At 52.9% G+C, this 23,015-nt stretch carries 26 protein-coding genes and 2 tRNA genes; 21 read left to right on the top strand and 7 right to left on the bottom strand.

The window, feature by feature from the left end; translation table 11 throughout:
• Positions 1 to 8: 8 nt before the first annotated feature.
• The 4 genes from ABLW18_RS06065 to ABLW18_RS06050 all read left to right on the top strand — a co-directional run bounded on the left by ABLW18_RS06065 (position 9) and on the right by ABLW18_RS06050 (position 4,867).
• On the top strand, positions 9 to 875 hold the full coding sequence (locus ABLW18_RS06065; protein WP_347823948.1) for a homocysteine S-methyltransferase family protein: 867 nt from the start codon (positions 9 to 11) through the stop codon (positions 873 to 875).
• Positions 876 to 879: 4 nt separating this feature from the next.
• Entirely contained in the window at positions 880 to 1,335 is a 456-nt protein-coding gene (locus tag ABLW18_RS06060) for a pyridoxamine 5'-phosphate oxidase family protein (protein ID WP_347823947.1), read from the top strand.
• A 42-nt stretch (positions 1,336 to 1,377) separates the two neighbouring features.
• Entirely contained in the window at positions 1,378 to 3,825 is a 2,448-nt protein-coding gene (locus tag ABLW18_RS06055; protein WP_347823946.1) for an FAD-dependent oxidoreductase, read from the top strand.
• Positions 3,826 to 4,237: 412 nt separating this feature from the next.
• Entirely contained in the window at positions 4,238 to 4,867 is a 630-nt protein-coding gene (locus tag ABLW18_RS06050; protein ID WP_347823945.1) for a hypothetical protein, read from the top strand.
• A gap of 363 nt (positions 4,868 to 5,230) precedes the next feature.
• On the opposite strand, the gene ABLW18_RS06045 is transcribed toward ABLW18_RS06050, so the two are convergent.
• Positions 5,231 to 5,306 (bottom strand) — tRNA-Lys (locus ABLW18_RS06045).
• An 85-nt stretch (positions 5,307 to 5,391) separates the two neighbouring features.
• Here ABLW18_RS06045 and dapF point away from each other — a divergent pair.
• Genes dapF through ABLW18_RS06030 form a run of 3 tightly spaced genes read left to right on the top strand, consistent with a single transcriptional unit; the run spans position 5,392 to position 8,122 of the window.
• Entirely contained in the window at positions 5,392 to 6,222 is an 831-nt protein-coding gene (dapF, locus tag ABLW18_RS06040; protein WP_347823944.1) for a diaminopimelate epimerase, read from the top strand.
• Entirely contained in the window at positions 6,219 to 7,475 is a 1,257-nt protein-coding gene (mtaB, locus tag ABLW18_RS06035) for a tRNA (N(6)-L-threonylcarbamoyladenosine(37)-C(2))-methylthiotransferase MtaB (RefSeq protein WP_347823943.1), read from the top strand. Before dapF ends, mtaB begins: the two co-directional genes overlap by 4 nt.
• Positions 7,472 to 8,122 (top strand): glutathione S-transferase, encoded by a 651-nt coding sequence (locus tag ABLW18_RS06030; RefSeq protein ID WP_347823942.1) that lies wholly within the window; start codon positions 7,472 to 7,474, stop codon positions 8,120 to 8,122. The genes mtaB and ABLW18_RS06030 overlap by 4 nt, the downstream gene beginning before the upstream one ends.
• On the opposite strand, the gene ABLW18_RS06025 is transcribed toward ABLW18_RS06030, so the two are convergent.
• Positions 8,123 to 9,145 (bottom strand): LacI family DNA-binding transcriptional regulator, encoded by a 1,023-nt coding sequence (locus ABLW18_RS06025; RefSeq protein ID WP_347823941.1) that lies wholly within the window; start codon positions 9,143 to 9,145, stop codon positions 8,123 to 8,125.
• Positions 9,146 to 9,289: 144 nt separating this feature from the next.
• Between ABLW18_RS06025 and ABLW18_RS06020 the strand changes: the two genes are divergently transcribed.
• Positions 9,290 to 9,366: transfer RNA gene (locus ABLW18_RS06020), tRNA-Arg, on the top strand.
• A 55-nt stretch (positions 9,367 to 9,421) separates the two neighbouring features.
• Here ABLW18_RS06020 and ABLW18_RS06015 read toward each other — a convergent pair.
• Positions 9,422 to 9,748 carry a metalloregulator ArsR/SmtB family transcription factor gene (locus ABLW18_RS06015; RefSeq protein WP_347823940.1) on the bottom strand — a complete coding sequence of 109 codons (327 nt, stop codon included), beginning with the start codon at positions 9,746 to 9,748 and terminating at the stop codon, positions 9,422 to 9,424.
• Between the two features lie 227 nt (positions 9,749 to 9,975).
• On the opposite strand from ABLW18_RS06015, the gene ABLW18_RS06010 reads away from it, so the two are divergent.
• From ABLW18_RS06010 to ABLW18_RS05990, 5 genes are all read left to right on the top strand, one after another.
• Complete coding sequence (locus tag ABLW18_RS06010; protein ID WP_347823939.1) at positions 9,976 to 10,299, top strand: AtpZ/AtpI family protein; 324 nt, start codon at positions 9,976 to 9,978, stop codon at positions 10,297 to 10,299.
• A gap of 55 nt (positions 10,300 to 10,354) precedes the next feature.
• Positions 10,355 to 11,086 carry a F0F1 ATP synthase subunit A gene (locus tag ABLW18_RS06005; protein WP_347824349.1) on the top strand — a complete coding sequence of 244 codons (732 nt, stop codon included), beginning with the start codon at positions 10,355 to 10,357 and terminating at the stop codon, positions 11,084 to 11,086.
• 50 nt (positions 11,087 to 11,136) lie between these two features.
• Entirely contained in the window at positions 11,137 to 11,373 is a 237-nt protein-coding gene (locus tag ABLW18_RS06000; protein ID WP_271550904.1) for a F0F1 ATP synthase subunit C, read from the top strand.
• 71 nt (positions 11,374 to 11,444) lie between these two features.
• Positions 11,445 to 11,984 carry a F0F1 ATP synthase subunit B' gene (locus tag ABLW18_RS05995; protein WP_347823938.1) on the top strand — a complete coding sequence of 180 codons (540 nt, stop codon included), beginning with the start codon at positions 11,445 to 11,447 and terminating at the stop codon, positions 11,982 to 11,984.
• A gap of 3 nt (positions 11,985 to 11,987) precedes the next feature.
• On the top strand, positions 11,988 to 12,545 hold the full coding sequence (locus ABLW18_RS05990; protein ID WP_347823937.1) for a F0F1 ATP synthase subunit B: 558 nt from the start codon (positions 11,988 to 11,990) through the stop codon (positions 12,543 to 12,545).
• A 110-nt stretch (positions 12,546 to 12,655) separates the two neighbouring features.
• On the opposite strand, the gene ABLW18_RS05985 is transcribed toward ABLW18_RS05990, so the two are convergent.
• On the bottom strand, positions 12,656 to 13,426 hold the full coding sequence (locus ABLW18_RS05985) for an FCD domain-containing protein (RefSeq protein WP_347823936.1): 771 nt from the start codon (positions 13,424 to 13,426) through the stop codon (positions 12,656 to 12,658).
• Positions 13,427 to 13,548: 122 nt separating this feature from the next.
• Positions 13,549 to 14,208, bottom strand: a complete 660-nt coding sequence (locus tag ABLW18_RS05980; protein WP_347823935.1) for an OmpA family protein — start codon at positions 14,206 to 14,208, stop codon at positions 13,549 to 13,551.
• A 180-nt stretch (positions 14,209 to 14,388) separates the two neighbouring features.
• Between ABLW18_RS05980 and nth the strand changes: the two genes are divergently transcribed.
• The 4 genes from nth to ABLW18_RS05960 are packed head-to-tail and all read left to right on the top strand — an operon-like array spanning position 14,389 to position 16,793.
• Positions 14,389 to 15,033: an endonuclease III gene (gene nth / locus ABLW18_RS05975; RefSeq protein WP_347823934.1), complete on the top strand. Its 645-nt coding sequence runs from the start codon at positions 14,389 to 14,391 to the stop codon at positions 15,031 to 15,033.
• The gene (locus tag ABLW18_RS05970) at positions 15,030 to 16,022 is read left to right on the top strand and encodes an adenosine kinase (protein WP_347823933.1); all 993 of its coding nucleotides are present in this window, start codon (positions 15,030 to 15,032) and stop codon (positions 16,020 to 16,022) included. The genes nth and ABLW18_RS05970 overlap by 4 nt, the downstream gene beginning before the upstream one ends.
• A gap of 29 nt (positions 16,023 to 16,051) precedes the next feature.
• Positions 16,052 to 16,402: a DUF5928 domain-containing protein gene (locus ABLW18_RS05965; protein ID WP_347823932.1), complete on the top strand. Its 351-nt coding sequence runs from the start codon at positions 16,052 to 16,054 to the stop codon at positions 16,400 to 16,402.
• A gap of 10 nt (positions 16,403 to 16,412) precedes the next feature.
• Complete coding sequence (locus ABLW18_RS05960) at positions 16,413 to 16,793, top strand: HIT domain-containing protein (protein ID WP_347823931.1); 381 nt, start codon at positions 16,413 to 16,415, stop codon at positions 16,791 to 16,793.
• Positions 16,794 to 16,804: 11 nt separating this feature from the next.
• On the opposite strand, the gene ABLW18_RS05955 is transcribed toward ABLW18_RS05960, so the two are convergent.
• Positions 16,805 to 17,725, bottom strand: coding sequence for an ABC transporter ATP-binding protein (locus ABLW18_RS05955; protein WP_347823930.1), 921 nt, complete (start codon positions 17,723 to 17,725; stop codon positions 16,805 to 16,807).
• 98 nt (positions 17,726 to 17,823) lie between these two features.
• On the opposite strand from ABLW18_RS05955, the gene ABLW18_RS05950 reads away from it, so the two are divergent.
• Positions 17,824 to 18,003, top strand: coding sequence for a zinc-finger domain-containing protein (locus ABLW18_RS05950; protein WP_347823929.1), 180 nt, complete (start codon positions 17,824 to 17,826; stop codon positions 18,001 to 18,003).
• Between the two features lie 192 nt (positions 18,004 to 18,195).
• On the opposite strand, the gene ABLW18_RS05945 is transcribed toward ABLW18_RS05950, so the two are convergent.
• On the bottom strand, positions 18,196 to 18,459 hold the full coding sequence (locus ABLW18_RS05945; RefSeq protein ID WP_347823928.1) for a hypothetical protein: 264 nt from the start codon (positions 18,457 to 18,459) through the stop codon (positions 18,196 to 18,198).
• 42 nt (positions 18,460 to 18,501) lie between these two features.
• Here ABLW18_RS05945 and polA point away from each other — a divergent pair, with 42 nt between their 5' ends.
• From polA to ABLW18_RS05930, 3 genes are read left to right on the top strand one after another with little or no spacing between them, the layout of a single operon-like run.
• Positions 18,502 to 21,297, top strand: coding sequence for a DNA polymerase I (gene polA / locus ABLW18_RS05940; protein ID WP_347823927.1), 2,796 nt, complete (start codon positions 18,502 to 18,504; stop codon positions 21,295 to 21,297).
• Positions 21,298 to 21,322: 25 nt separating this feature from the next.
• Complete coding sequence (locus tag ABLW18_RS05935) at positions 21,323 to 22,468, top strand: PLP-dependent aspartate aminotransferase family protein (protein ID WP_347823926.1); 1,146 nt, start codon at positions 21,323 to 21,325, stop codon at positions 22,466 to 22,468.
• Positions 22,435 to 23,010, top strand: a complete 576-nt coding sequence (locus ABLW18_RS05930) for a pseudouridine synthase (protein WP_347823925.1) — start codon at positions 22,435 to 22,437, stop codon at positions 23,008 to 23,010. Before ABLW18_RS05935 ends, ABLW18_RS05930 begins: the two co-directional genes overlap by 34 nt.
• Positions 23,011 to 23,015 lie beyond the last annotated feature (5 nt).

The raw sequence follows: 23,015 nt of genomic DNA, 5'->3' as shown, positions 1-23,015 counted from the left end.
CAGATGTGATGATAATTCTCGATGGCGGTTTGGGCCAAGAATTGGTGAAACGCGCCGGAAAGGCCACGGATTTGTGGTCCATGCAGGCCTTGCTCGACACTCCTGACATGGTGCGTGCCGTGCATGATGAATATTTTGCAGCTGGTGCGCAGGTAGCCACCACCAACACCTATTCTGTTCTGCCAGACCGGCTGGAGAGCAAAGGTTTGGCTGATAAACTGCGGCCTATGACAGTCTTGGCTTGTGAATTGGCTGTGGCGGCAAGAGATGCCCATGGATCTGGAAAGGTGGCCGGTTCAATCGGTCCGATTGGCTTTTCCTATCAACCAGACAAGGCGCCACCCGCCGAGCAGGCTGCTGAGATATATGCAGATATTGCACGGCTTCATGCGGATTATGTAGATTTTCACATTCTGGAAACTATGGCGTCAGTAGATCAAGCGCGTGGGGGGCTGATGGGCGCGGGGGTGACGGGCAAACCGATTTATGTCTCCCTCTCTGTGGATGACAGTGATGGCACCAAGCTGCGGTCTGGGGAACCTTTGACCGATGCGATTGCGATGCTCAAGGCGTTTAATCCGGCCGCAGTTTTGATCAATTGCTCTCTGCCCGAGGCGGTGTCGCAGGGCCTGCCTCTCTTGGCCGGTCACGGGTTTAATCTGGGCGCTTATGCCAATGGGTTCACGGGTATTCACCAGGAGTTCAATTCGATCCATGCGACGGTGGATCTGCTGAAATTTCGAACCGATTTAGGCCCGGCGAAGTATCTCGCCTTTGCGCGCGATTGGGCCAAAAGCGGGGCGGAAATTATTGGCGGTTGTTGTGAGGTGGGTCCGGCGCATATTGCGCTTCTCGCACAGGAACTGGGAGATTAAGACGATGCTGAACGCTTCAGCGGTGGCCTGTATTGAACAGGTGCGATTGGGGTTTGTCGCCTCTGTGACATCGGGGGGGCGGCCGTCTGTTTCGCCAAAAGGAACCTTTGTTGTTTTGGATGAGCACAAGATTGCCTTTGCCGAAATTCGCTCGCCCGGCACCATCAGCAACATTGGCCACAGTCCTGAGGTGGAGGTGAATTTTGTTGATAGTTTTTGCCGCAAAGGCTGGCGGATGCGTGGCGTCACGCAAATTTTGCGACGGGGCAGTGCAGATTTTGAGGAGATTTTTCCCAAGTGGCACACGCTCTGGGGCGATTTATCCGCGCGCATACGGGCCATTGTTGTGATCAAGGTGAACGAGGTCAAACCCCTCTCTACCCCGCCCTATGATGACGGGGTGACGGAGGCGGACATGATTGCGCTTTACAAAGAAAAATACGCGAAGATGTACCCCTAGGGGTCATTTAGCACATAAGTTTAAGTTCCATAGGAGATGGATATGGCTCAGGTTCCGACAAAAGCGCGCGCGGTCATTATAGGTGGCGGTGTTATTGGCTGCTCATTGGCGTATCATTTGGCCAAATTGGGCTGGAAAGATGTTGTCTTGCTAGAGCGCAAGCAATTGACATCTGGTACAACTTGGCATGCCGCGGGCTTGATTGCCCAGCTGCGCGCGACGGCGAATATGACGAAATTGGCGAAGTATAGCCAAGAGCTGTATGGCAATTTGGAAGCGGAGATCGGCGTTGCAACGGGCTTCAAACGTTGCGGCTCGATTACCGTGGCTCTGACCAAAGAGCGCCGGGAGGAAATCTATCGTCAAGCGGCTATGGCACGGGCCTTCGGGGTGGATGTGGAAGAGATCAGCCCAGCTGAGGTCAAAGCAAAATATGAACATCTTAATATTGATGGGGTGACGGGCGGAGTTTGGTTGCCACTGGATGGACAGGGCGATCCGGCCAATATCGCGCTGGCTCTGGCCAAAGGCGCGCGGCAGATGGGTGCGCAGTTGTTTGAGCAAACCAAAGCCATGGGCGTGACACGCGAGGGGCGGCGGATCACCTCTTTACAGTGGGAAAATCAAAATGGCGAGAGTGGCGCGATCGACTGCGAGAATGTAATCAACTGTGGCGGCATGTGGGGCCATGAGGTTGGGCGGATGCTGAGCATTAATGTTCCGCTCCAGGCCTGTGAGCATTTTTATATCGTCAGTGAGGCCATTGAAGGACTGAGCCAAATGCCTGTGCTGCGGGTTCCAGATGAATGTGCCTACTATAAAGAAGATGCTGGAAAAATGCTCCTTGGAGCTTTTGAGCCCGTTTCAAAGCCTTGGGCCATCGAAGGCATTCCGGTTGATTTTGAATTTGATCAATTGCCGGAAGATTTCGACCATTTTGAGCCAATTTTGGAAAAAGCAGTGTCGCGCATGCCGATGCTGGGTTCTGCGGGAATCCACACGTTTTTCAACGGACCGGAGAGTTTTACCCCCGATGACGCCTATCATCTTGGCTTGGCGCCGGAGATGGATAATGTTTGGGTGGCTGCCGGCTTCAATTCTGTTGGTATTCAATCCGCCGGCGGTGCGGGGCAGGCTCTGGCGCAATGGATGGAAGACGGTCAAAAACCCTTTGATCTCGGGGATGTAGACATCGGTCGGATGCAACCGTTTCAGGGCAACAAACATTATTTGTTTGAACGCTCGAAGGAAACGCTTGGCTTACTTTACGCCGATCACTTCCCTTATCTACAAAAAAAGACAGCCCGCGGTGTGCGGCGTACGCCGTTTCATCATCATCTCAAGGAAAACGGCGCTGTCTTTGGTGAATTGGCCGGGTGGGAGAGGGCGAATTGGTTTGCCAATCCTGGGCAAGATGCCAGCTATGCCTACAGTTGGAAGAGGCAAAATTTCTTTGATAATATCGCAGCCGAACATAAGGCGGTGCGCAACAATCTTGGGCTTTATGATATGTCCTCGTTTGGCAAAATTCGCGTGGAAGGGCCGGATGCTTGTGCCTTCATGAATTACATTGGTGGTGGTCAATATGATGTGCCCCAGGGCAAGATTGTTTACACGCAATTTTTGAATGATCGGGCGGGGATAGAGGCCGACGTGACCGTCACCCGTTTGTCTGAAGCTTGTTATCTGGTGGTTACCCCGGCTGCGACCCGTCTGGCCGATCAGACCTGGATGATGCGCCACAAAGGGGCGTTTAATGTTGTGATAACTGATGTCACGGCGGGTGAAGGTGTCTTGGCTGTCATGGGACCAAATGCTCGCAAGTTATTAGAGCGGGTTTCTCCCAATGATTTCAGCAATGCCAACAATCCCTTTGGGACGGCGCAAGAAATTGAGCTGGGCATGGGGCTGGCACGGGTGCATCGGGTCACCTATGTGGGCGAGTTGGGCTGGGAGGTTTACGTCAGCACAGATATGGCGGGCCATGCTTTTGAAACACTGTGGCAGGCTGGGCAAGAAATGAATGCAAAACTTTGCGGCATGCATATGATGGACAGCTGCCGTATCGAAAAAGGTTTTCGACATTTTGGCCATGACATCACTTGCGAGGACCATGTTCTAGAGGCTGGATTGGGCTTTGCGGTGAAGATGGACAAAGCTGAGTTCATCGGTCGTGATGCGGTGCTGCGCAAGAAGGAAGCGGGACTGAATGCGCGCATGGTACAGTTCAAACTGACCGATCCAGAGCCGCTTTTGTACCACAATGAGCCGGTGCTGCGGGATGGTGAGATTGTAGGTTACCTGTCATCTGGCAATTATGGTCATCACCTCGGTGGCGCAATTGGCTTGGGATATGTGCCCTGTGCCGGTGAGAGCGTGGCTGAAGTTTTGGCCTCCAGTTATGAAATCGACGTCGCTGGAACGCGGGTTGTCGCGGAAGCGTCGATGAAGCCGCTTTATGATCCAACCGGCGCCCGTGCCAAGGCTTAGGACCCTGGGGGAGGCGCCTGCGGGCGCCTTTCCGCATTAACCATAAAGTAACTTTTACGGCTCAATTCCATTGAGTTTCGTTGATCGCATTTCCCGTCAAGTTAATATTGGATTAACAATTCCCTCCCTCACCTCATTGGGTTTGGATGTAAATAATTGATTAATATTTACTTTGATGGATGCTATGTGACGGTTCAACCAAATTTCAGCAGTGATGTGCCTTTAGTTGGCCTGCGTACCCATGGCCTATGCGCAGGATATTGAGCCGGGTGAAACCATGGGTGCGGCAGTCTCTCCAAGCATGTTTGCCCGTGTTTATCAGCATGGTCAGAGTGTCATGTAACACCCTGCAAAGACACTGGCATGGCATCAAAAGGCGGCGTCTCAAGGAGATGTCGAGGCGCAATACAAATTGGCCAAGATGTATGAGGGCCGCGACAGCATTTTGTTTGACGACACTCAGCAAGAAGACATGAAACTGTTTGGTACAGTACAAGGTATTGCTGTTGCAGCAACAACCGACCAAGAAAACTTTACTAACTCCTACTCACTCAGTGGTACTTTTGCTGGTGTAGCGTTGACAGCTACTGGCACAGACAACGATGATAACGGCGGTTCTGCATCAAAGATCTCTGCATCCTACGCAATGGGTGACTTGACGCTGAAAGCCTCCGTTGAGGACGAGTCAAAAGCAGACGGTTCCGAAGATGACAACACACTTGGTCTGTCATACGTAATGGGCGGCATCACTGATGGCTACACATCAATCCGTCCAGGCACTGCCGGTTCCTGCGGTGACGAGTGGGACTTCTCTGTTGCATACGCAGCTGGTGCCACTTCAGCATCCTTCGCAACTGACGAAACAGATGCCACAACATTCATCCTTGACTACGATCTTGGTGGTGGCGCATCTGCATTCGCAGCAATGCATGACAAAGCTGGTGAGAATAACGATCTGACAGCTATCGGTTTGAATCGCATTCTAAGCGAAACCTACTTACCCATAGAGAGAGCGGCGCTTCGGCGTCGCTCTTTTTTGTAGCGGCATCGCGTATTGGCAAGGTTGCATCCCAAACGGCGGCATTCGGTATATACAGCTGCACGCGTTTGAGCTGCTTGGGCCTCGCGTGCACGGGGTTCGTGCGCATTCCACAAGGTCCGCAGCTCTGCATCCACTTGGACGGATTGCGCATGCGGGCGCGCTGGTGAGGCGAGGAGGCGCATAGGACGTCAAATCACACCGATTGCATTGGTTTCGCAGGTATGCACATGCGTGGCGGAAATAGGCGCGCAGATGCAGGCCCGTGACGCGTGATTGGGCGTTGAACCGCGCGGCTTGATCTAGCTGAATGTCTGGTTGGAAAAACAAAAGGCTTAGGCCGCTAAGCCTAAACCTTTGTACGAGTGGTGAGCCCTGATGGGTTCGAACCATCGACCTACTGATTAAAAGTCAGTTGCTCTACCGGCTGAGCTAAGGGCCCACTGCGGCGGTGTCTAGAAAGGGTAGAGGGCGGGGTCAAGGGCTATTATGATCTATTACTGGATTCCTTTTAATTACACCGATATATGGCCATCATGACGCAGCAGATTTCCTTTAAGAAGATGCATGGGCTCGGCAATGACTTTGTTATTGTCGATTCGCGCGGGCATGGGCCACTGATCTCGCCAGAAATTGCCCGCGGATTGGGCAATCGACATCTGGGTGTGGGGTTTGACCAGCTGGCGGTGATAAGTGATTCGCCGCAGACGGATGTCGCCTTGACCTTTTTCAACGCCGATGGCTCGACAGCGGGTGCTTGCGGAAATGCCACGCGCTGCGTCGCGCAATATGAGATGCAGCGTTTGGGGCGGCAGACTCTCTCTTTGATTACGGAGCGCGGCATCTTGCATGCGCGTCAGGAGGGCGCTTTGGTCAGCGTCAATATGGGCCAGCCTTTGCTTGCATGGGATGAGGTGCCGTTGGCGCGGGAAATGGAGACTTTGCACTTACCGCTTGACGGCCAGCCGACGGCAACTGGCATGGGCAACCCGCATTGCACGTTTTTTGTTGAAGATGCGGATGCAGTAGATTTGGAGCAGTTGGGGCCAAGGTTTGAACATGATCCGTTGTTTCCTGAACGCACCAATGTGCAATTTGCCCATGTTGCCGGAGAGAACCGTCTGAGAATGCGGGTCTGGGAGCGCGGTGTGGGGGTGACTTTGGCCTCTGGCTCGTCATCTTGCGCCACAGCGGTCGCGGCGGCGCGTTTGGGCCTCACTGGGCGGCGGGTTGAAATTCAGCTTGACGGTGGTTTGATTGACATCGATTGGTGCGACGATGGTGTTTGGATGACAGGCGCAACTATGCATGTGTTTGATGGCGTGCTGACCGTGCAGTTTTTGGAGAGCCTCCAATGAATGTGCCAGTCTTTTCAAATCATGGCTGCCGATTAAACATGTATGAAACCGAGGCGATGAAAGAGCTGGTGAGTCAATCGGGACTCACTGATACGGTTGTGGTAAATACCTGTGCCGTGACTGCGGAAGCGGTGCGTAAAGCCAAGCAAGATATACGCAAGCTGCGCCGCACACACCCGCAAGCAAAATTGATTGTCACAGGCTGCGCTGCGCAGACTGAGCCTGAGAGTTTTGCGCAGATGTCCGAAGTGGATGCTGTGCTGGGCAATATGGAAAAAATGCAGCCTGCAACTTGGGCCGGCTTGGCGGGAGAGTATGGCACGGAGCCGGTGCAGGTGGATGACATCATGTCCGTTACCGAAACAGCTGGCCATTTGATCGACGGCTTTGGAACCCGCAGCCGCGCTTATGTGCAAGTGCAAAATGGCTGTGATCACCGCTGTACCTTTTGCATAATCCCATTTGGTCGCGGCAACTCGCGCTCTGTGCCGGCCGGGGTTGTGGTGGATCAAATCAAAAGATTGGTGGATCGCGGCTATGCGGAAATTGTTCTAACGGGTGTGGATATGACCAGTTGGGGCGCAGATCTGCCAGCGACCCCGCGCTTGGGGGATTTGGTGCTTCGGATCCTAAAACTGGTTCCAGATTTGCCCCGCCTGCGGATTAGCTCGATTGATTCCATTGAAGTGGACCCTGCATTGATGCAGGCCATTGCCACAGAGCCGCGTTTGATGCCGCATTTGCATCTGTCCTTGCAGCACGGCGACGATCTCATTTTGAAGCGCATGAAACGCCGACATTTACGCGACGATGCCATTCGGTTCACTGAGGAGGCGCTGTGCCTGCGCCCTGAGATGACATTTGGCGCGGATATTATTGCGGGGTTTCCGACGGAGACCGAAGCCCATTTTGAGAATTCCTTGGCGCTGGTGCGGGATTGCAACCTGACGTGGCTACACGTCTTTCCCTATTCTGTGCGCAATGGCACGCCTGCCGCCCGCATGCCGCAGGTGAATGGTCGCGCCATCAAAGACCGCGCCGCCCGCCTGCGCCAGGCAGGAGAGGCGCAGGTTGAGCGCCATCTTGTGGCGCAGATCGGGCAAATTCACAGCGTGTTGATGGAGAGTCCTACGATGGGTCGCACACAACAATTTGCGGAAGTGACTTTTGATCAGGCTCAACCGGAAGGTCAGATTGTTTCTGCAGAGATCACAGCAACTTCTGGCACGCAATTGCTTGGGCGCGCCGCGTGAGCTTGGATGCGTCGTCGCCAGTTTTATACAGCTTTCGGCGCTGTCCCTATGCTATGCGTGCTCGGGTGGCGATTTTGGCGTCTGGCTTAACGGTGGAGCTGCGGGAGATCGTGTTACGGGAGAAGGCGCCAGAATTCCTCGCCAGCTCTCCGAAGGGCACCGTGCCTGTTTTGGTGACGCCCTCTGTGGTGATTGAGGAAAGCCTTGAGGTAATGCTTTGGGCTTTGGATCAATCAGATCCAGAAAGCTGGCTGGTCATGCCGGAGGCGGGATATGAGTGGATTGCGCGCTGTGACGGGCCGTTCAAAACCGCGTTGGATCATACGAAATATGCCGTGCGCTATCCCGATCTAGATCCTGAACAAGAGCGCGGACGGGCGGCGGAATTTTTGTTGGATTTAAATTCGCAAATTGCCAGCTCAGATTGGATTTTTGGCGCAACATGCACCCTGGCCGATATGGCAATTGTGCCATTCATACGTCAATTTGCCAATAGTGACCGCAGCAGGTTTGATGCCCAACCCTGGCCAAACCTGCAGCGCTGGCTGTCCAGATTTTTGGCGTCGGACCGTTTTGTCAGCATCATGACAAAATACCCCGAATGGCAGGCTGGCGATCGCCCGGTGATTTTCCCCAACCCACCTTAACTATTTGCGTCGTAGGGTGTCACCATAGGCGATCTTCGGTGATAGCTCGATCACATTGCTCATAGGTTCCAGCGAAGGATCGTTGCGCGCCGCAATAATTTTGGCTGCCATTTGACCGATCTCAAAACGACAGCTGTCCATCGTGGCCAATTTCTGCGGCAGGCCGTCAATCAGTTCGACTTTGTTGAACCCCGCCAAACCCATCTGTTCGGGAACATTTATACCTTGTTCGCGCAGATGCAAAAGCCCACCTGCACCAATCATATCATTGGAATAATACATAAAATCCAATTCTGGGGAGCGTTCCATCATTGCGGCGGTCATTTCGCGGCCTTTGGCCAATGCTGAACCGCCGGTGTAAAACTCCTGATCCATAATCTCGACACCCTGTTTGCCTAAGGCCTGGGTGAAGCCTTCAAAACGCTTGCGGGCCCGATGATCGAGCGGCATTTGTGTGCCCATGAACCCGATATTTTGGTACCCAGACTTTAAAATCGCTTCTGCCATTTTGCGCCCGGCGCGCCGGTGGGAAATACCGACCATGGCATCAATGGGTTCGCCGTCAATATCCATGATTTGCACCACTGGAATACCGGAGTTTATGAGCATCGCGCGTGACGTCTCTGATTGCTCCAGCCCTGCAATGATCACGCCGGAGGGGCGCCAAGAGAGCATTTCATAGAGGACTTTTTCTTCACGTTCGGGTAGATAATTGGTCACGCCAACAACAGGTTGCAAGGGTGTGTCATCCAGCGCATCGGATATGCCGGTCATCACTTCGGGGAAAACCATGTTTGACAAAGACGGAATAATTACCGCCACTAAATTCACCCGCTGAGAGGCCAAGGCCCCAGCAATTTTATTTGGCACATAGCCCAGGGTTTTGGTTGCGTTTAACACTTTCTCCCGCGTCGCGGCCGAGACATCGCCTCGATTGCGCAACACGCGGCTCACCGTCATCTCTGATACACCTGAAACTTCGGACACATCTCGGAGGGTCAGAGGGCGCTTTTGTTGACTCATGTTTTGATCCATATTTAACTTCCAAAACGTTACCCAAGCCAATGCGGAATGTCCAAGCCTAGTATGCACCCGGCCTGAATAAGCCAAAACTTCTACAATTCAGGCACTGGATTTCCCAAGATATTTTTGGCACTAGGGTTGCGTGGCTCAGTGGCTCAACTGGATAGAGCAGCCCCCTCCTAAGGGGCAGGTTGCAGGTTCGAATCCTGCCTGGGTCACCAGCGGCCTTTTAATTCTTGCCATGGGCACTTAGGATGCGAATAGAGGCTGTAGGGATTACGAGTTCTGGAGGTTCTTTTTTATGTAGGCTTCCAACCCATCTAGATCGAGCGGTTCAAAGTGACCGAAGCCTTGCATCCAAGCCCCGGCGGCCTGCATGGCATAGGGATCTAGTTTGCACCATTTTACTCGGCCGCGGCGTTCTTGTTGGATCAGTCTGGCGTTGGTTAGTACAGCTAAATGCTTGGAGATCGCCGCCAAAGACATCTCAAAAGGTTCCGCTACATCGGTCACAGCCATGTCATCTTCCAGCAGCAAGGTGAGGATTTCTCGCCTCGTTGGGTCTGAGAGGGCGGAAAAGATGAGATCAAGAGAGCTGGCCATATCCTTACTGATACCCAACGCGATCCGATCGTCAACCGAATGGTTGAATATCCCTTTTGACGTTATTTGAGGTGATTGGCTATGACTCATGATCGATGACGGGAGTGCAATTATTTAAAATAATTTAAAAACAATTAGTTAGGTCGAGTACTTGCATGCAAACTGGAATTGACTCTCCGTGCAGAGGCGACTATCCCCCTCGCATCACTCTTGGACGGGAGTTTTATGTGCCGACGCCAGATCCGCAGAAGCTCACTGAGCTCGAAAATCGCATTGCGAGGATGAAGGCTACGACGGCGCCAAAACCTGCCAAAGAGGAGCATCATACAATGGCCAATATGGCCTGGCGTATGGTGATAGAATTGGTGGCTGGAATCGTCATTGGATTTGGGATTGGGTATGGCTTGGATAGGCTGTTTGGCACACTGCCAATTTTCCTGGTCTTGTTTATAGTTTTGGGCTTTGTGGCCGGTGTGCGCACGATGATGCGCACGGCCCAGGAAGTTCAAAAAATGCACATGGCGCGAGCCGCAGACGAAAAAGAGGGCTGAGACCTTGGCAACAGAAACACATGGCGAAGCAGAAGCAGGCCTCGTATTTCATCCGATGGATCAATTTCAGGTAACACCATTGTTTGGTGCGGGCCCGGTGGAATGGTTTACGATCACCAACGTGACACTATGGATGGGCGTCTCAATTCTGGTAATCTTTGCAATTTTGGTTTTGGGAGCCCGCGGCCGGGCTTTGGTTCCAACACGTAGTCAGTCAATTGCAGAGTTGGCATATGGGTTTATTTACAAGATGGTTGAAGACGTGACCGGCAAAGACGGCGTTGTCTACTTTCCATACATTATGACACTTTTCATGTTCATTGTTGTTGCTAACTTCCTCGGCCTCCTTCCGATGGCGTTCACCACCACAAGTCACATTGCGGTAACAGCCGTAATGGCTATGGCAGTATTCCTAGCGGTTACCATCCTGGGGTTTGTAAAAAATGGTTTTAGCTTTTTGAGCGTGTTTTGGATTTCATCTGCCCCACTTGTGTTACGCCCAATCTTGGCGCTGATCGAGGTGATTTCGTACTTCGTGCGCCCCGTAAGCCACTCTATTCGTTTAGCTGGCAACATGATGGCGGGTCACGCTGTTATTAAAGTGTTCGCAGCGTTTGCGCCTCTGATTCTTATTTCGACGGGTATTGGACTGGTAGTGACACCGCTGTCGATTCTCGCGATCACAGCTATATATGCCCTAGAAGTGCTCGTTTCCTTCATCCAGGCATATGTATTTGCAATTCTGACCTGTGTGTATTTGCGGGATGCATTGCATCCGCATCACTAAGTTACGAGCTTCAACTTATCTATTATAAATGAAATCAAGGAGACTATGAAATGACTGGCGATATCGTACAAATGGGTGCTTACATTGGTGCTGGCTTGGCATGTACTGGCATGGGCGGCGCAGCCGTTGGTGTTGGCCATGTTGTGGGCAACTTTATATCAGGCGCACTGCGCAACCCTTCTGCCGCTGGCGGCCAAACTGCAACGATGTTCATTGGCATTGCGTTTGCAGAAGCCTTGGGGATTTTCTCATTCCTCGTCGCTTTGCTGCTGATGTTCGCAGTATAAGCCATCCTTTCCTTAAGGTTCTGGGGCCTCATTGAAGCCCTAGTTCGCCCTCAGGTATTGGAGGAATTGATATGGCAACACAGACAACAGATGCGGGTCAAGCCGTGGGCGGTGCTGCAAAGGTAGGCATGCCACAGCTGGATTTTTCGACCTTCTCGAACCAAATCTTTTGGTTGGTCATAACGCTTGTTGTGATCTACTTCATCTTGTCGCGCATTGCCCTGCCGCGTATCGGTGGTGCTTTGGCAGATCGTGCCGGTACGATCACGAATGATCTGGCTGAAGCGGAAGACTTGAAGAGCCAAGCGCTTGCGGCTGAAGAGGCCTATGAAAAAGCTCTTGGCGATGCACGTGCTGAGGCTCAGAATATTAACGTCTTAATGCGTGCTGAAATTCAGGGTCAGCTAGACGAAGAATTAGCCAAGGCCGATGCTCAGATCTCTGCTCGGACAAAAGAAGCGGCAGCAGAACTGGCTGAAATTCGCGACTCGGCGAAAGCAAATGTTAAGATTGTCGCCAAAGCAACAACAAAAGAAATCGTTGCCGCGCTGGGCGGTAAGGCAGATGCCAAAACCGTAACAGCCGCCGTGATTGAACGGATGAAAGGCTAAGACATGAGATATCTTTTAGTCCTAATAGTGACAGTTTTGGCCTCACCGGCGCTTGCCGCCAGTGGAGCATTCTTCTCACTCCATAATACCGATTTCGTGGTCACTTTGGCGTTTGCTGGCTTTGTGGCGTTGGTTCTGTATTTTGGTGTGCCGAAAATGCTTGGTGAGATTCTGGACGCCCGTGCGGACGGCATTCGCTCAGAGTTGGAAGAAGCCCGTTCTCTGCATGAAGCGGCGAGGGCGCTGCTGGCCTCTTACGAGAAAAAGCAAGCTGAAGTCCAAGCGCAAGCCGACCGGATTGTGGAGGCCGCGCGCGTCGAGGCTGCTACGGCGGCTGAGCAGGCCAAGGCTGACATCAAAAACTCTGTTGCGCGCCGCATGGTTGCTGCGGAGGAGCAGATTGCATCCGCAGAAGCCTCAGCGATCAAAGATGTGCGTGATGAAGCAATAATTGTGGCCGTGGCTGCAGCTCGCAGCATCATCGAAAATCAAATGACTGTGGCAGATGGCAATGGTTTAATTGACGATGCTATTGAACAGGTTGGTTCAAAGCTACACTAGCTGGTTATGTGAATTGAGAATAAGTCCGAGGTGCGAACCTTGGGCTTATTTGTGCCGCGCCGCATCTGCGTCGAGTGCATTTTTGGGAAAGGTGATCTCCAAACGGGATCTTAGGGCCGGTCTAACGCATGAGAAAAGCGCAGCTTGGCGATCTCCTCATTTTTGTTGGCGCGCTCCTGTTCTTTCAAAACTCCACCGACGAAATCCAAGTGTAAATGCACCGCTTGCCTTGCTGTATCTGGGTTGCGTGATTGGATCGCATCATTGATTGCACCATGTTGTTCCAGCAGTTGCGACCGGCCACTTTTTTGTCGAAATGTTGCCTTGCGATTGTAAAATACCCCGGTCTGGAGCAGATCATACATTGAGCGCATCATATGTAGCATCACCACATTATGCCCCGCTTCGCAGATCGACATGTGAAACTGAGCATCCAATCGCGCCTCTTCGTCCGTAGAGCGCTTGGATTGTGCCGCCTCCATTTTATTGTAAATGGTGTTGATGACCTTGAGGTCCGTATCAGATCCGATTCGGGCGGCTCGTTCTGCGGCCAGGCCCTCCAAATCTTTGCGAAATGCCAGATAGTCGTAAACCGCTTCATCATGGGTTGAAAACAACCGCATGAGGGCCGGGGAAAAAGCAGAGCCTAAAACCTCTGCCACAAAAATTCCTGCGCCTGCGCGCGCCGTAAGAAGCCCAGCTTGCTGTAACTCACTCAGGGCCTCCCGAAGCGAGGGGCGCGATACAGCCAGCTTTTCCGCAAGTTCTCGCTCTGAGGGCAAGCGCTCGCCTGGACGCAAAATGCCGCGCAGAATTAGCTGTTCTACTTGCCGAACAACGGATTTTGACAATTTTTCTGAGTCAACTCTTTGAAACGGCATGCATCCCCCATAGATTGGTCAAATTATATGACCAGTCTACGGAACGCAACCGTCATCTCGAGAAGCGGCGTTGCGTTACTTCAGCCAGGCGGCGGCGCGCAGCCGCGTGATTTGAGGCAAGGTTACAGGTTTGGTCGGATTACAATTTCCACTCGGCGGTTCTGGGCACGGCCAGTGGCAGAGAGATTGCTGGCCACGGGTTCACCCTCGCCGCGCCCAAATGTGCGCAAGCGTACGGGTGGCACACCATTGCTCATTAAGACGTCCGCCACTGCATTTGCACGACGTTGCGACAGTACTTGGTTGTAGTTGGCGCTTCCGGTGCTGTCCGTATGACCTTCAATCAAGATGGCGGAATCTGGATAGGCCTGTAAATTGCCCGCCACAACGCCCAAGTCGCGGCGCAAGTCACTGCGCACAGCGGCGCTATCCAAGGCAAATAGAATGTCCTGTGGCATCGTAACGATGAGCTCGGACCCAGTGTTTGTGACATCGACTTGATCATTGTTCAGATCCCGGCGCAAATCAGCCGCTTGTTGATCCAGAGTTTGACCAATTGCATTACCGGCCGTCGCGCCGACAATGGCACCAATAATTGTCCCCTTTTTGCGATCATTTTTGCTCGACATCTCCATGCCAGCGATGGCCCCAATCATGCCGCCCATGATCGTGCCTGCGGTGGTGTTATCACCTGGCTTGTTAATGGCCGCGCTCTCTGGCGTGACGCATCCTGTGAGAACAACCAATGCGGATCCGGCGAGTGCAGAAGATAAAATTTTCATGATGGGTTCCTCAAACCAGGTCAATTTCTTGCAGCGTCTTGTTATGCGCCAGTTTCCATCTTTGCGCAATTCACTGAATTGTGTGGCGGCAAGGCTTCGCTCATGAATTGCGGACGATGTGCAAAAACAAGCCAAGAAATTTTGGTTTAGTTTTGCTCAAATTTTTCATATAGATCTGCCATGGCAAAACAACTCCCCTATCCGGTTATGCGCGAAATCTTCTCGCGGTTTGAAAACAGCGAAGCTGAACCAAAGGGTGAGCTCAATCATGTGAACGCCTATACGCTCGTGGTGGCCGTGGCTCTTTCGGCGCAGGCGACAGATAAGGGCGTCAACAAAGCCACAGAGGCGCTGTTCAAAATCGTAGATACGCCGCAAAAAATGCTGGATCTCGGTGAAGAGGGGTTGATCGCCCATATCAAGACCATTGGCCTTTATAAGACCAAAGCCCGCAATGTGATGAAGATGGCGCAGATTTTGGTGGAAAAGTTTGGGGGCGAGGTGCCCAATTCACGGGCCGCCTTGCAAAGCCTACCAGGGGTTGGACGTAAAACTGCAAATGTCGTATTGAATATGTGGTGGCAGCAGCCGGCACAGGCGGTGGATACGCATATTTTCCGGGTGGGAAATCGTGCGGGCATTGCGCCGGGCAAAACGGTTGATCAGGTTGAACGGGCGATTGAAGACAATGTGCCTGCGGATTTTCAGTTGCACGCACATCATTGGTTGATATTGCATGGGCGATATATTTGTGTCGCGCGAAATCCCAAATGCCGCGCCTGCATTATCAGTGATTTATGCCAATTTGAGGAGAAAAATCAGTGAGAAAAGCCTATCAGGTGGTTGGTATCGGAAATGCCGTATCGGACGTTATTGCGATCAGCAGTGACGAATTTTTGGCCGAAAACGGGGTTGAAAAGGGCATCATGCAGCTGGTTGACCGTCCGCGCGCTGAAGCGCTCTTCGCAGCGATGGAGAGCCGGACAGAAACGCCCGGTGGATCTGTGGCCAATACGATTGCAGGGCTTGGATCTTTGGGTCTTCGTACGGCTTTTATCGGACGGGTTGCCGATGATGACTTGGGTCATTCCTACGCTTTGGCAATGCAAACAGAAGGCACGGACTTTCCAAACCCGCCGGTGCGCAATGCGGTGCTTCCGACGTCGCGGTCAATGATTTTCGTGTCACCTGATGGTGAGCGTTCAATGAACACCTATCTTGGAATTTCATCAGATGTTGGACCAGAAGATGTGCCTGACGAGGTGATCACTGACTGTGGAATACTATTCTTTGAGGGATATCTCTTTGACAAGGAGCCCGGCAAGGAGGCGTTTCGCAAGGCCGCATCGTTGGCACGGCAATCTGGTGCGCGCGCTGGAATTTCACTGTCCGACCCCTTTTGTGTGGATCGGCATCGTGATGACTTTCGCGCTTTGGTGTTGGGCCCATTGGATTTTTTCTTATGCAACGAAGAAGAGCTGAAGTCGCTGTATCAAACGGATGACTTGGCAAAAGCGCTCAAAATGGGGGCTGCAGATTGTGATTTGGTGGTGTGCACGCGCTCGGAACAGGGTGTCTCGATATGCCAGGCGGATGCGCGCTGGGATGTGCCGGTTGTCCCAGTGATCCCAGTTGACGCCACAGGTGCAGGCGATCAATTTGCCGCTGGCTTTCTATATGGGGTGGCCCAAGGGCTTGATCTTGAGACCTGCGGCAAAATCGGTGGTATTGCCGCAGGAGAGGTGATCGGACACATCGGTCCGCGCCCTGCTACTTCGATCGCACAGATGCTCAAAAAGCAGGGTATTATTTAGACCCGCCTTTAGGTTTCGCTCAATTTTGCGTGAATTTCATCAAGATTAATCTCGCCGATGGGCATTTTATTGGTGGGATCTTCAGAGCTATGTTGATGATGTGCCAATTTAATGAGACCTATTTGATTGGTCATGTGCAGCGTACAGGATTTATCGTCGAAGGCTCCCCCAAGGAAGTCACGCAGCGCCTGTTGCCGACCCTGGGCCAAGATGTTTTGCATGAGCACCACCAAATTATCGATGCGCAATTCCCGCAAAGTTATCAGATCTACGAAGAGGTGGCGCTTGTGGAAAATGCCGTGCCATTGGCAGAATTTTTGAGTATCTCTATCGAAAAGGCTCGTGCCATACTGGCATTGGACCATTTGTTTTCGGATTAGGAGCCTGTTGATGGCGTATGAGTATGACAATCAAAATATCTTCGCTAAGATTTTACGTGGGGAAATTCCCAACACTACCGTACTAGAGACCGAACACAGCCTAGCGTTTCGCGATATTCAGGCACAAGCGCCGGAGCATGTTTTGGTAATTCCCAAAGGAGCTTACGTCTGTTTTGACCATTTTGCCAATTCCGCCAGTGCAGAGGAGATTGTTGATTTCACCCGTGCAGTTGGTCAGGTAGCAACGGCCTTGAAGGTTGATCCTGGCACCGGAGGCGATGGCTATCGTCTCTTGGCCAATTCAGGACGCAATGGGGTGCAGGAGGTGCCGCATTTGCATGTGCATCTCGTCGCCGGTCGGCCGCTTGGGCGGATGTTGCGCGAAGCCTAGCGGGTACCGGCCTATTTGGTGATGTCCAAAAAGACGTCTTGCAAGTCGGGCTGTTCGGTTTGGATGTCCAAAATCTTGACGCCCGCAAGGCGTAGCGCATCTAAAATTTCACCGGGAGAAATGGAACTGCGGCTATACGTGAAGGCCAAGGTGCCATCGGCCCGCTGGCTTTGTGTCACCCCGGCAGGCAGACTGATATCCACGGGCGGTTCACTCTCAACAACTAAGGTTTTTGTGTCAAGTTTTGACAGAAGGTTGGCTGTGGTGTCCAATGCGCGCAGCGCGCCCTCGTGAATAATGGCGATTTGATCGCACATTTCTTGAGCTTCTTCGAGGTAATGGGTGGTGAGAATCACAGTCATGCCGTCCGCATTGAGCTGGCGCACATTGTCCCAGAGCATCTGGCGCAGGCCGATATCCACCCCCGCTGTGGGCTCATCGAGCACCAAGATCTGTGGACCATGGACGAGCGCTTTGCCCAAAAGCAATCGTCGGCGCATGCCACCTGAAAGACTGCGCGCATAGGCATTGGCTTTGTCCTCCAATCCGATCAACCGTAGAATTTCATCGGTTTTGCGCAGAGCTTTGGGCACGCCGTATAAGCCGGCCTGCATATCTAGCGAGGCTCCGGGCGTGAAGAACGGGTCGAGGTTCAATTCTTGCGGCATAACCCCAATCGAGGCGCGCGATTGTCGCGGATTCTCATCTTGATCAAAGCCCCAGATATTGACTGAGCCCGCGGATTTTTTCACCAATCCGGCGAGAATATTGATCAAGGTCGATTTCCCCGCGCCATTGGGTCCCAAGAGCCCGAAGATGGCGCCCCGCGGAATATCCAAATCAATGCCTGAGAGCGCCGTCTTGGCCTCAGTTTTTTTGGTTGCGGCATAGGTTTTCTTCAAACCGCGCAGCTCAATCGCATTTTGTGACATATTCGGCCTTTCAAAGTGCTTGTGGGTTGCGCGTGTTTTGGTATCTTATCCAGCGACATATGCGCAGCAAGTCCCAACAGCAACCAGAAGGCAAAAAAATGACAACTCAAGCACCTGAGACAAAAATTGTAGAGGCTTATCGTGTGGCCTGTGACGGTGGTGAGGGCGCCTTGGGGCACCCGCGCGTTTGGTTGCAGATACCCAATGAGCATGGGTGGGTTGAATGCCCCTATTGTGATGCAAAAATGGTGCATAAGGATTTTGAAGGACAGATCTAAACTGTCCTAACTCAGCGGAATTTCCACCTGACCACTCTTTTCATTAAGGAAATCTTGGATATAATGGCCGGACCAAGCGTGGATGCTCACGCCGTGATTGGTGAGGCCATATCCTTTGACTTTGCCGCTCACATCGTCGCGATAGTAAAAAATTACCTTGCCCCAATGGCCATTGTCGCACTCGAAATTGGCTTAGCCCGTTCCGATAAAATTGCGAGAGACCCATGTGCCCGTGCAGATCGCCCCAAAATTGATTACGCCGGCCAGGGTTCCTTCATCCCGGCCCAAAGCCCGACCTGCAAAATATTTACCGCTATTGCCAAAACAAGCCAGAAGCGGCGAGCAACTGTCGCGGCTGTCAGGGATATCGAAGCAGTTTTCGTCAGGAACCGGCACCGAGGCGGATGCAAATGTACAACTCAAGGCCAGTAGCACTGGCAGGTATAAATTTTTCATGCCACAAACAGTCTTAATCAATGATCCAAGGATAGCATCATTATGGCATTCGGAAAAGGACATCATTTGCATCTGATCGACGGGTCAGCCTTCATCTTTCGCGCCTATCACGCTTTGCCGCCGCTGACGCGCAAATCAGATGGTTTGCCGGTGGGCGCAGTGGCTGGATTTTGCAACATGTTGCAAAGATATGTGGAAAACAACACTGGCCCCGATGCGCCCACTCATGTCGCCGTGATCTTTGATCATTCTGGCAAGACATTTCGCAATGATATGTATGATCTGTATAAGGCGAACCGATCTGCCACGCCGGAAGATTTGATCCCACAATTTCCGCTCACCCGCGCCGCAACACGGGCTTTCAATGTGGCATGTAAAGAGGTCGAAGGGTTTGAAGCGGATGACATCATCGCAACTTTGGCATGCCGCGCCCGTGAAGCGGGGGGCGCGTGTACCATTATCAGCTCTGACAAGGATTTGATGCAGTTGGTCGGTGGCGGTGTTGTGATGCTGGATGCTATGAAAAACAAGGTGATTGATCGCGACGGTGTTGTTGAGAAATTTGGTGTCGCCCCGGAGCGTGTGGTTGATGTACAAGCTTTGGCAGGCGACAGCGTTGACAATGTGCCCGGAGCGCCCGGCATTGGCATTAAAACCGCAGCTTTGCTGATCAACGAATATGGCTCTTTGGAAGAGCTTCTGGACCGCGCTGGCGAGATCAAACAGCCCAAGCGCCGCGAAAGTCTGATGGACAATCGGCCGCAGATTGAACTGTCCAAACAGTTGGTTCAGTTGGATTGCAACATGGAGCTGGATTTCTCTATCGAAGACCTGGAGGTGCGAGATCCAGACCCAAGGGAACTTATGGCCTTTGTTGCAGAGATGGAATTTCGCACCCTCAGCAAAAGGTTGTCTGAAAAGCTGGGGGTTGAAGCCCCAACTATTGCCGAGCCAGAAGTGCAGCAGGCAGCGATTGAGGCCCCGGCTGCGGTGGCCTTTGATGCAAGCAAATATGAGACCATTCGAGACGCGGTGGCTCTGCAAGCTTGGATTGATCGCATTTATGCCCGCGGCTATGTAGCCGTGGATACGGAAACGACCGGTTTGAATGAAATGCGCGCGGATTTGGTCGGGGTCTCATTATGTGTTGAGGCCGGTGAGGCGGCCTATTTGCCGCTCACGCATCGCGCGGGTCAATCTGATGATCTTTTTGGCACGGATGCTTTGGCCGAGGGCCAGATGGATCACGACACGGCTTTGGCCATGCTCAAACCGATGCTGGAAGATTCCACCATTCTGAAAATCGGTCAGAATATGAAATATGACGCCAAGATTTTGGCGCGAGTGGGCATTCAAGTGGCGCCGATCGATGACACAATGTTGATGAGCTACGCACAAAATGGTGGCTTGCACAATCATGGGATGGATCTCTTGAGCGCGCGTTATCTCGATCATGCGCCGATCTCGATCAAAACACTTCTGGGCAGTGGGAAGTCCGCGATAACCTTTGATCGCGTTTCAATTGATGAGGCCAGCCGCTACGCGGCAGAAGATGCCGATATCACCCTGCGCCTCTGGCACTATCTCAAACCGCGTTTGCATCTTAATCGGGTGACATCGGTCTATGAAAGCCTTGAGCGCCCTCTCGTGCCGGTACTGGTGGATATGGAGATGCAGGGGATCAAAGTGGACCGAGATGTCTTGAGCCGTATGTCAAATGGTTTCGCACAAAAGATGGCGGGTCTTGAGGCTGAAATTCACCAGATGGCAGGGCGGAGCTTTAATGTCGGATCCCCTAAGCAGCTTGGCGAAGTGCTCTTTGATGAACTGGCGCTCCCGGGCGGCAAGAAGGGCAAAACCGGCGCCTATGCCACCGGGGTCGATGTGTTAGAAGATTTAGCGACGGAACATGAATTGCCCGGGCGGGTTTTAGACTGGCGTCAATTGAGCAAGCTGAAGTCCACCTATACCGACGCGCTGCAAGACCATATTCATCCTGAGACTGGCCGCGTGCACACATCTTATTCGATCGCGGGCGCAAGCACCGGGCGTTTGGCCTCAACTGATCCCAATTTGCAAAATATCCCCATTCGGACAGAAGAAGGCCGCAAAATTCGCGAGGCTTTTGTGGCGGAGGCAGGCAAAACATTGGTTGCCCTCGATTATTCACAAATCGAGCTGCGCATCCTGGCCCATATTGCCGATATTTCAAGTCTGAAACAGGCCTTTGCCGATGGGATTGATATTCACGCGCTGACAGCAAGTCAGATGTTTGATGTGCCGCTTGATCAGATGACATCTGATGTGCGCCGCAGAGCAAAAGCTATTAATTTTGGGGTGATCTATGGTATTTCTGGCTTTGGCCTTGCGCGCAATCTGCGCATTCCGCGGGCAGAGGCTCAGGCGTTCATCGATACCTATTTTGAACGTTTCCCGGGCATTCGGACCTATATGGACGAGACCGTAGCTTTCGCCAAAGAGCACGGCTATGTGCAAACGTTGTTTGGGCGCCGCATTCATACGCCGGAAATTGGCGCCAAAGGCCCGCATGCTGGTTTTGCCAAACGCGCCGCAATCAATGCGCCGATCCAAGGCACTGCGGCAGATGTCATCCGCCGTGCGATGGTGCGCATGCCCGAGGCGATTGCGCATCTACCGGCCAAAATGTTGTTGCAAGTACACGACGAATTGCTGTTTGAAGTTGAAGATTGTGCTGTCCAGGAGCTTATCGACGTTGCTAAGCAAGTGATGGAACGGGCCAGCTTGCCCGTGGTCAAGCTGGATGTGCCTTTGATTGTTGAAGCCGGATCTGGGCCAAACTGGGCCGTCGCGCATTAGAGTTTGAGGCAAAAGGAGGAAATTTATGGCGAAACGCGGCCTATCAGTAGCGACCATTGCGGCACAGGCGGGCGGTTATATTGACGCGGCCAGCGGCGGGGTGGTCCCGCCCATTCAGCCCAGTACCACCTTCGCAAGGGACCGCAGCTATCAGCTGCATCCCACAGGTAATATCTATGCCCGTGATGACAACGATGTGGGCCGTATTGCCGAAGCACTTTTGGCGCAGCTTGATAACGCCGAGGCCGCATTATTGTTTCCCAATGGTATGGCCGCGATTGCGGCGGTGTTTCGTGCTGTGCCAAGTGGTGCGACAGTCTTGGTGCAGTCGCAGATTTATTGGGGCACAACGAAGTGGTTGCGGGAGTTTTGTGCCCGCCGGTCTGTGACGCTGATTGAGGCGGATTTGAGCGATATTGGGCAGGCGCAAAGTGTCTGCGTGCATCACCAGCCGGATTTAGTGTTTGTTGAGACGCCTTCAAACCCATGGCTGCGGACAACAGATATCACGCGCGTCGCCGAGGCCACCCATGCGGCGGGCGGGCGATTGGTGGTTGATGCCACGGCCGCAACCCCAATTTTGACCCGCGCCTTGGATTTTGGGGCGGATATTGTCATGCATTCGGCGACCAAAGGGATCAATGGCCATTCGGATGTCTTGGCCGGAGTTTTGGCGACCAATGTACCTGCCGATCCGCATTGGCAAGCGATCGCCATAGATCGTCATGATGCGGGCGCGGTGATCGGCAGTTTTGAGGCTTGGTTGCTTATTCGTTCGATCCGCACTCTGCCTTTGCGCGTCGAGCGCATGTCCCAAAATGCCCAGGCTGTGGCAGAATTTTTGCAAAGCCACGACGCAGTGGAGCGCGTATTTTATCCTGGCCTGCTCAATTTCGAAGGGCATAAGGTGGCCAAGCGACAAATGACAGGTGGGTTTGGCTCGCTCTTGTCTTTTTGCGTGAAGGGTGGAGCTACGGATGCTCTTCGGGTCGCAGGTCGATTGAATTTATTTCACCGCGCCACTTCTTTGGGCGGGGTGGAAAGCCTTGTGGAACATAGGCACACGATTGAACCTGATACGGGCATTCCTGAACAGCTCCTGCGCTTATCTATCGGTATTGAGGATGCGCAGGATCTATGCGCCGATTTGGAACAGGCGCTCAGGTGCTGATCCTGTTCAACAAGCCGTTCAATGTCTTGTCACAATTCACCGATCGAAGCCTCGAGGCCAGTGGGCGTGAGACTCTATCGCACTATGTCCCGGTTTCGCATGTCTACCCTGCTGGTCGATTGGATCGGGACAGCGAGGGTCTGTTGCTCTTAACCGATGACGGTAAATTGCAGGCCCAGATTGCCGATCCAAAACACAAAATGGCAAAAACCTATTGGGTACAGGTTGAGGGCGCGCCGCAAGAAGACGCCTTGCAAAGCCTACGGCGCGGGGTGCGTTTGAAAGATGGTGTCACTCAAGCGGCCAAAGCGCGACTGATAGAAGAGCCGATGGGCCTCTGGCCACGCAATCCGCCTATTCGGGTGCGCAAATCGGTGCCGGACAGCTGGATAGAGATGGTCATACGCGAGGGCAAAAATCGCCAAATTCGCCGCATGACCGCAGCCGTAGGGCACCCCTGCCTACGCCTCATCCGCGCGCAAATTGGCGATTGGCGTTTGGAGGATCTCATGCCAGGGGAGTACAAGAAATTGACAGTCTGACAGAG

This window comes from uncultured Planktomarina sp., from assembly GCA_943788425.1.
Lineage (GTDB): Bacteria > Pseudomonadota > Alphaproteobacteria > Rhodobacterales > Rhodobacteraceae > Planktomarina.
The sequence above is the reverse complement of the archived record's forward strand: the minus strand, read 5'-3'. Positions and strand labels throughout refer to the sequence as shown.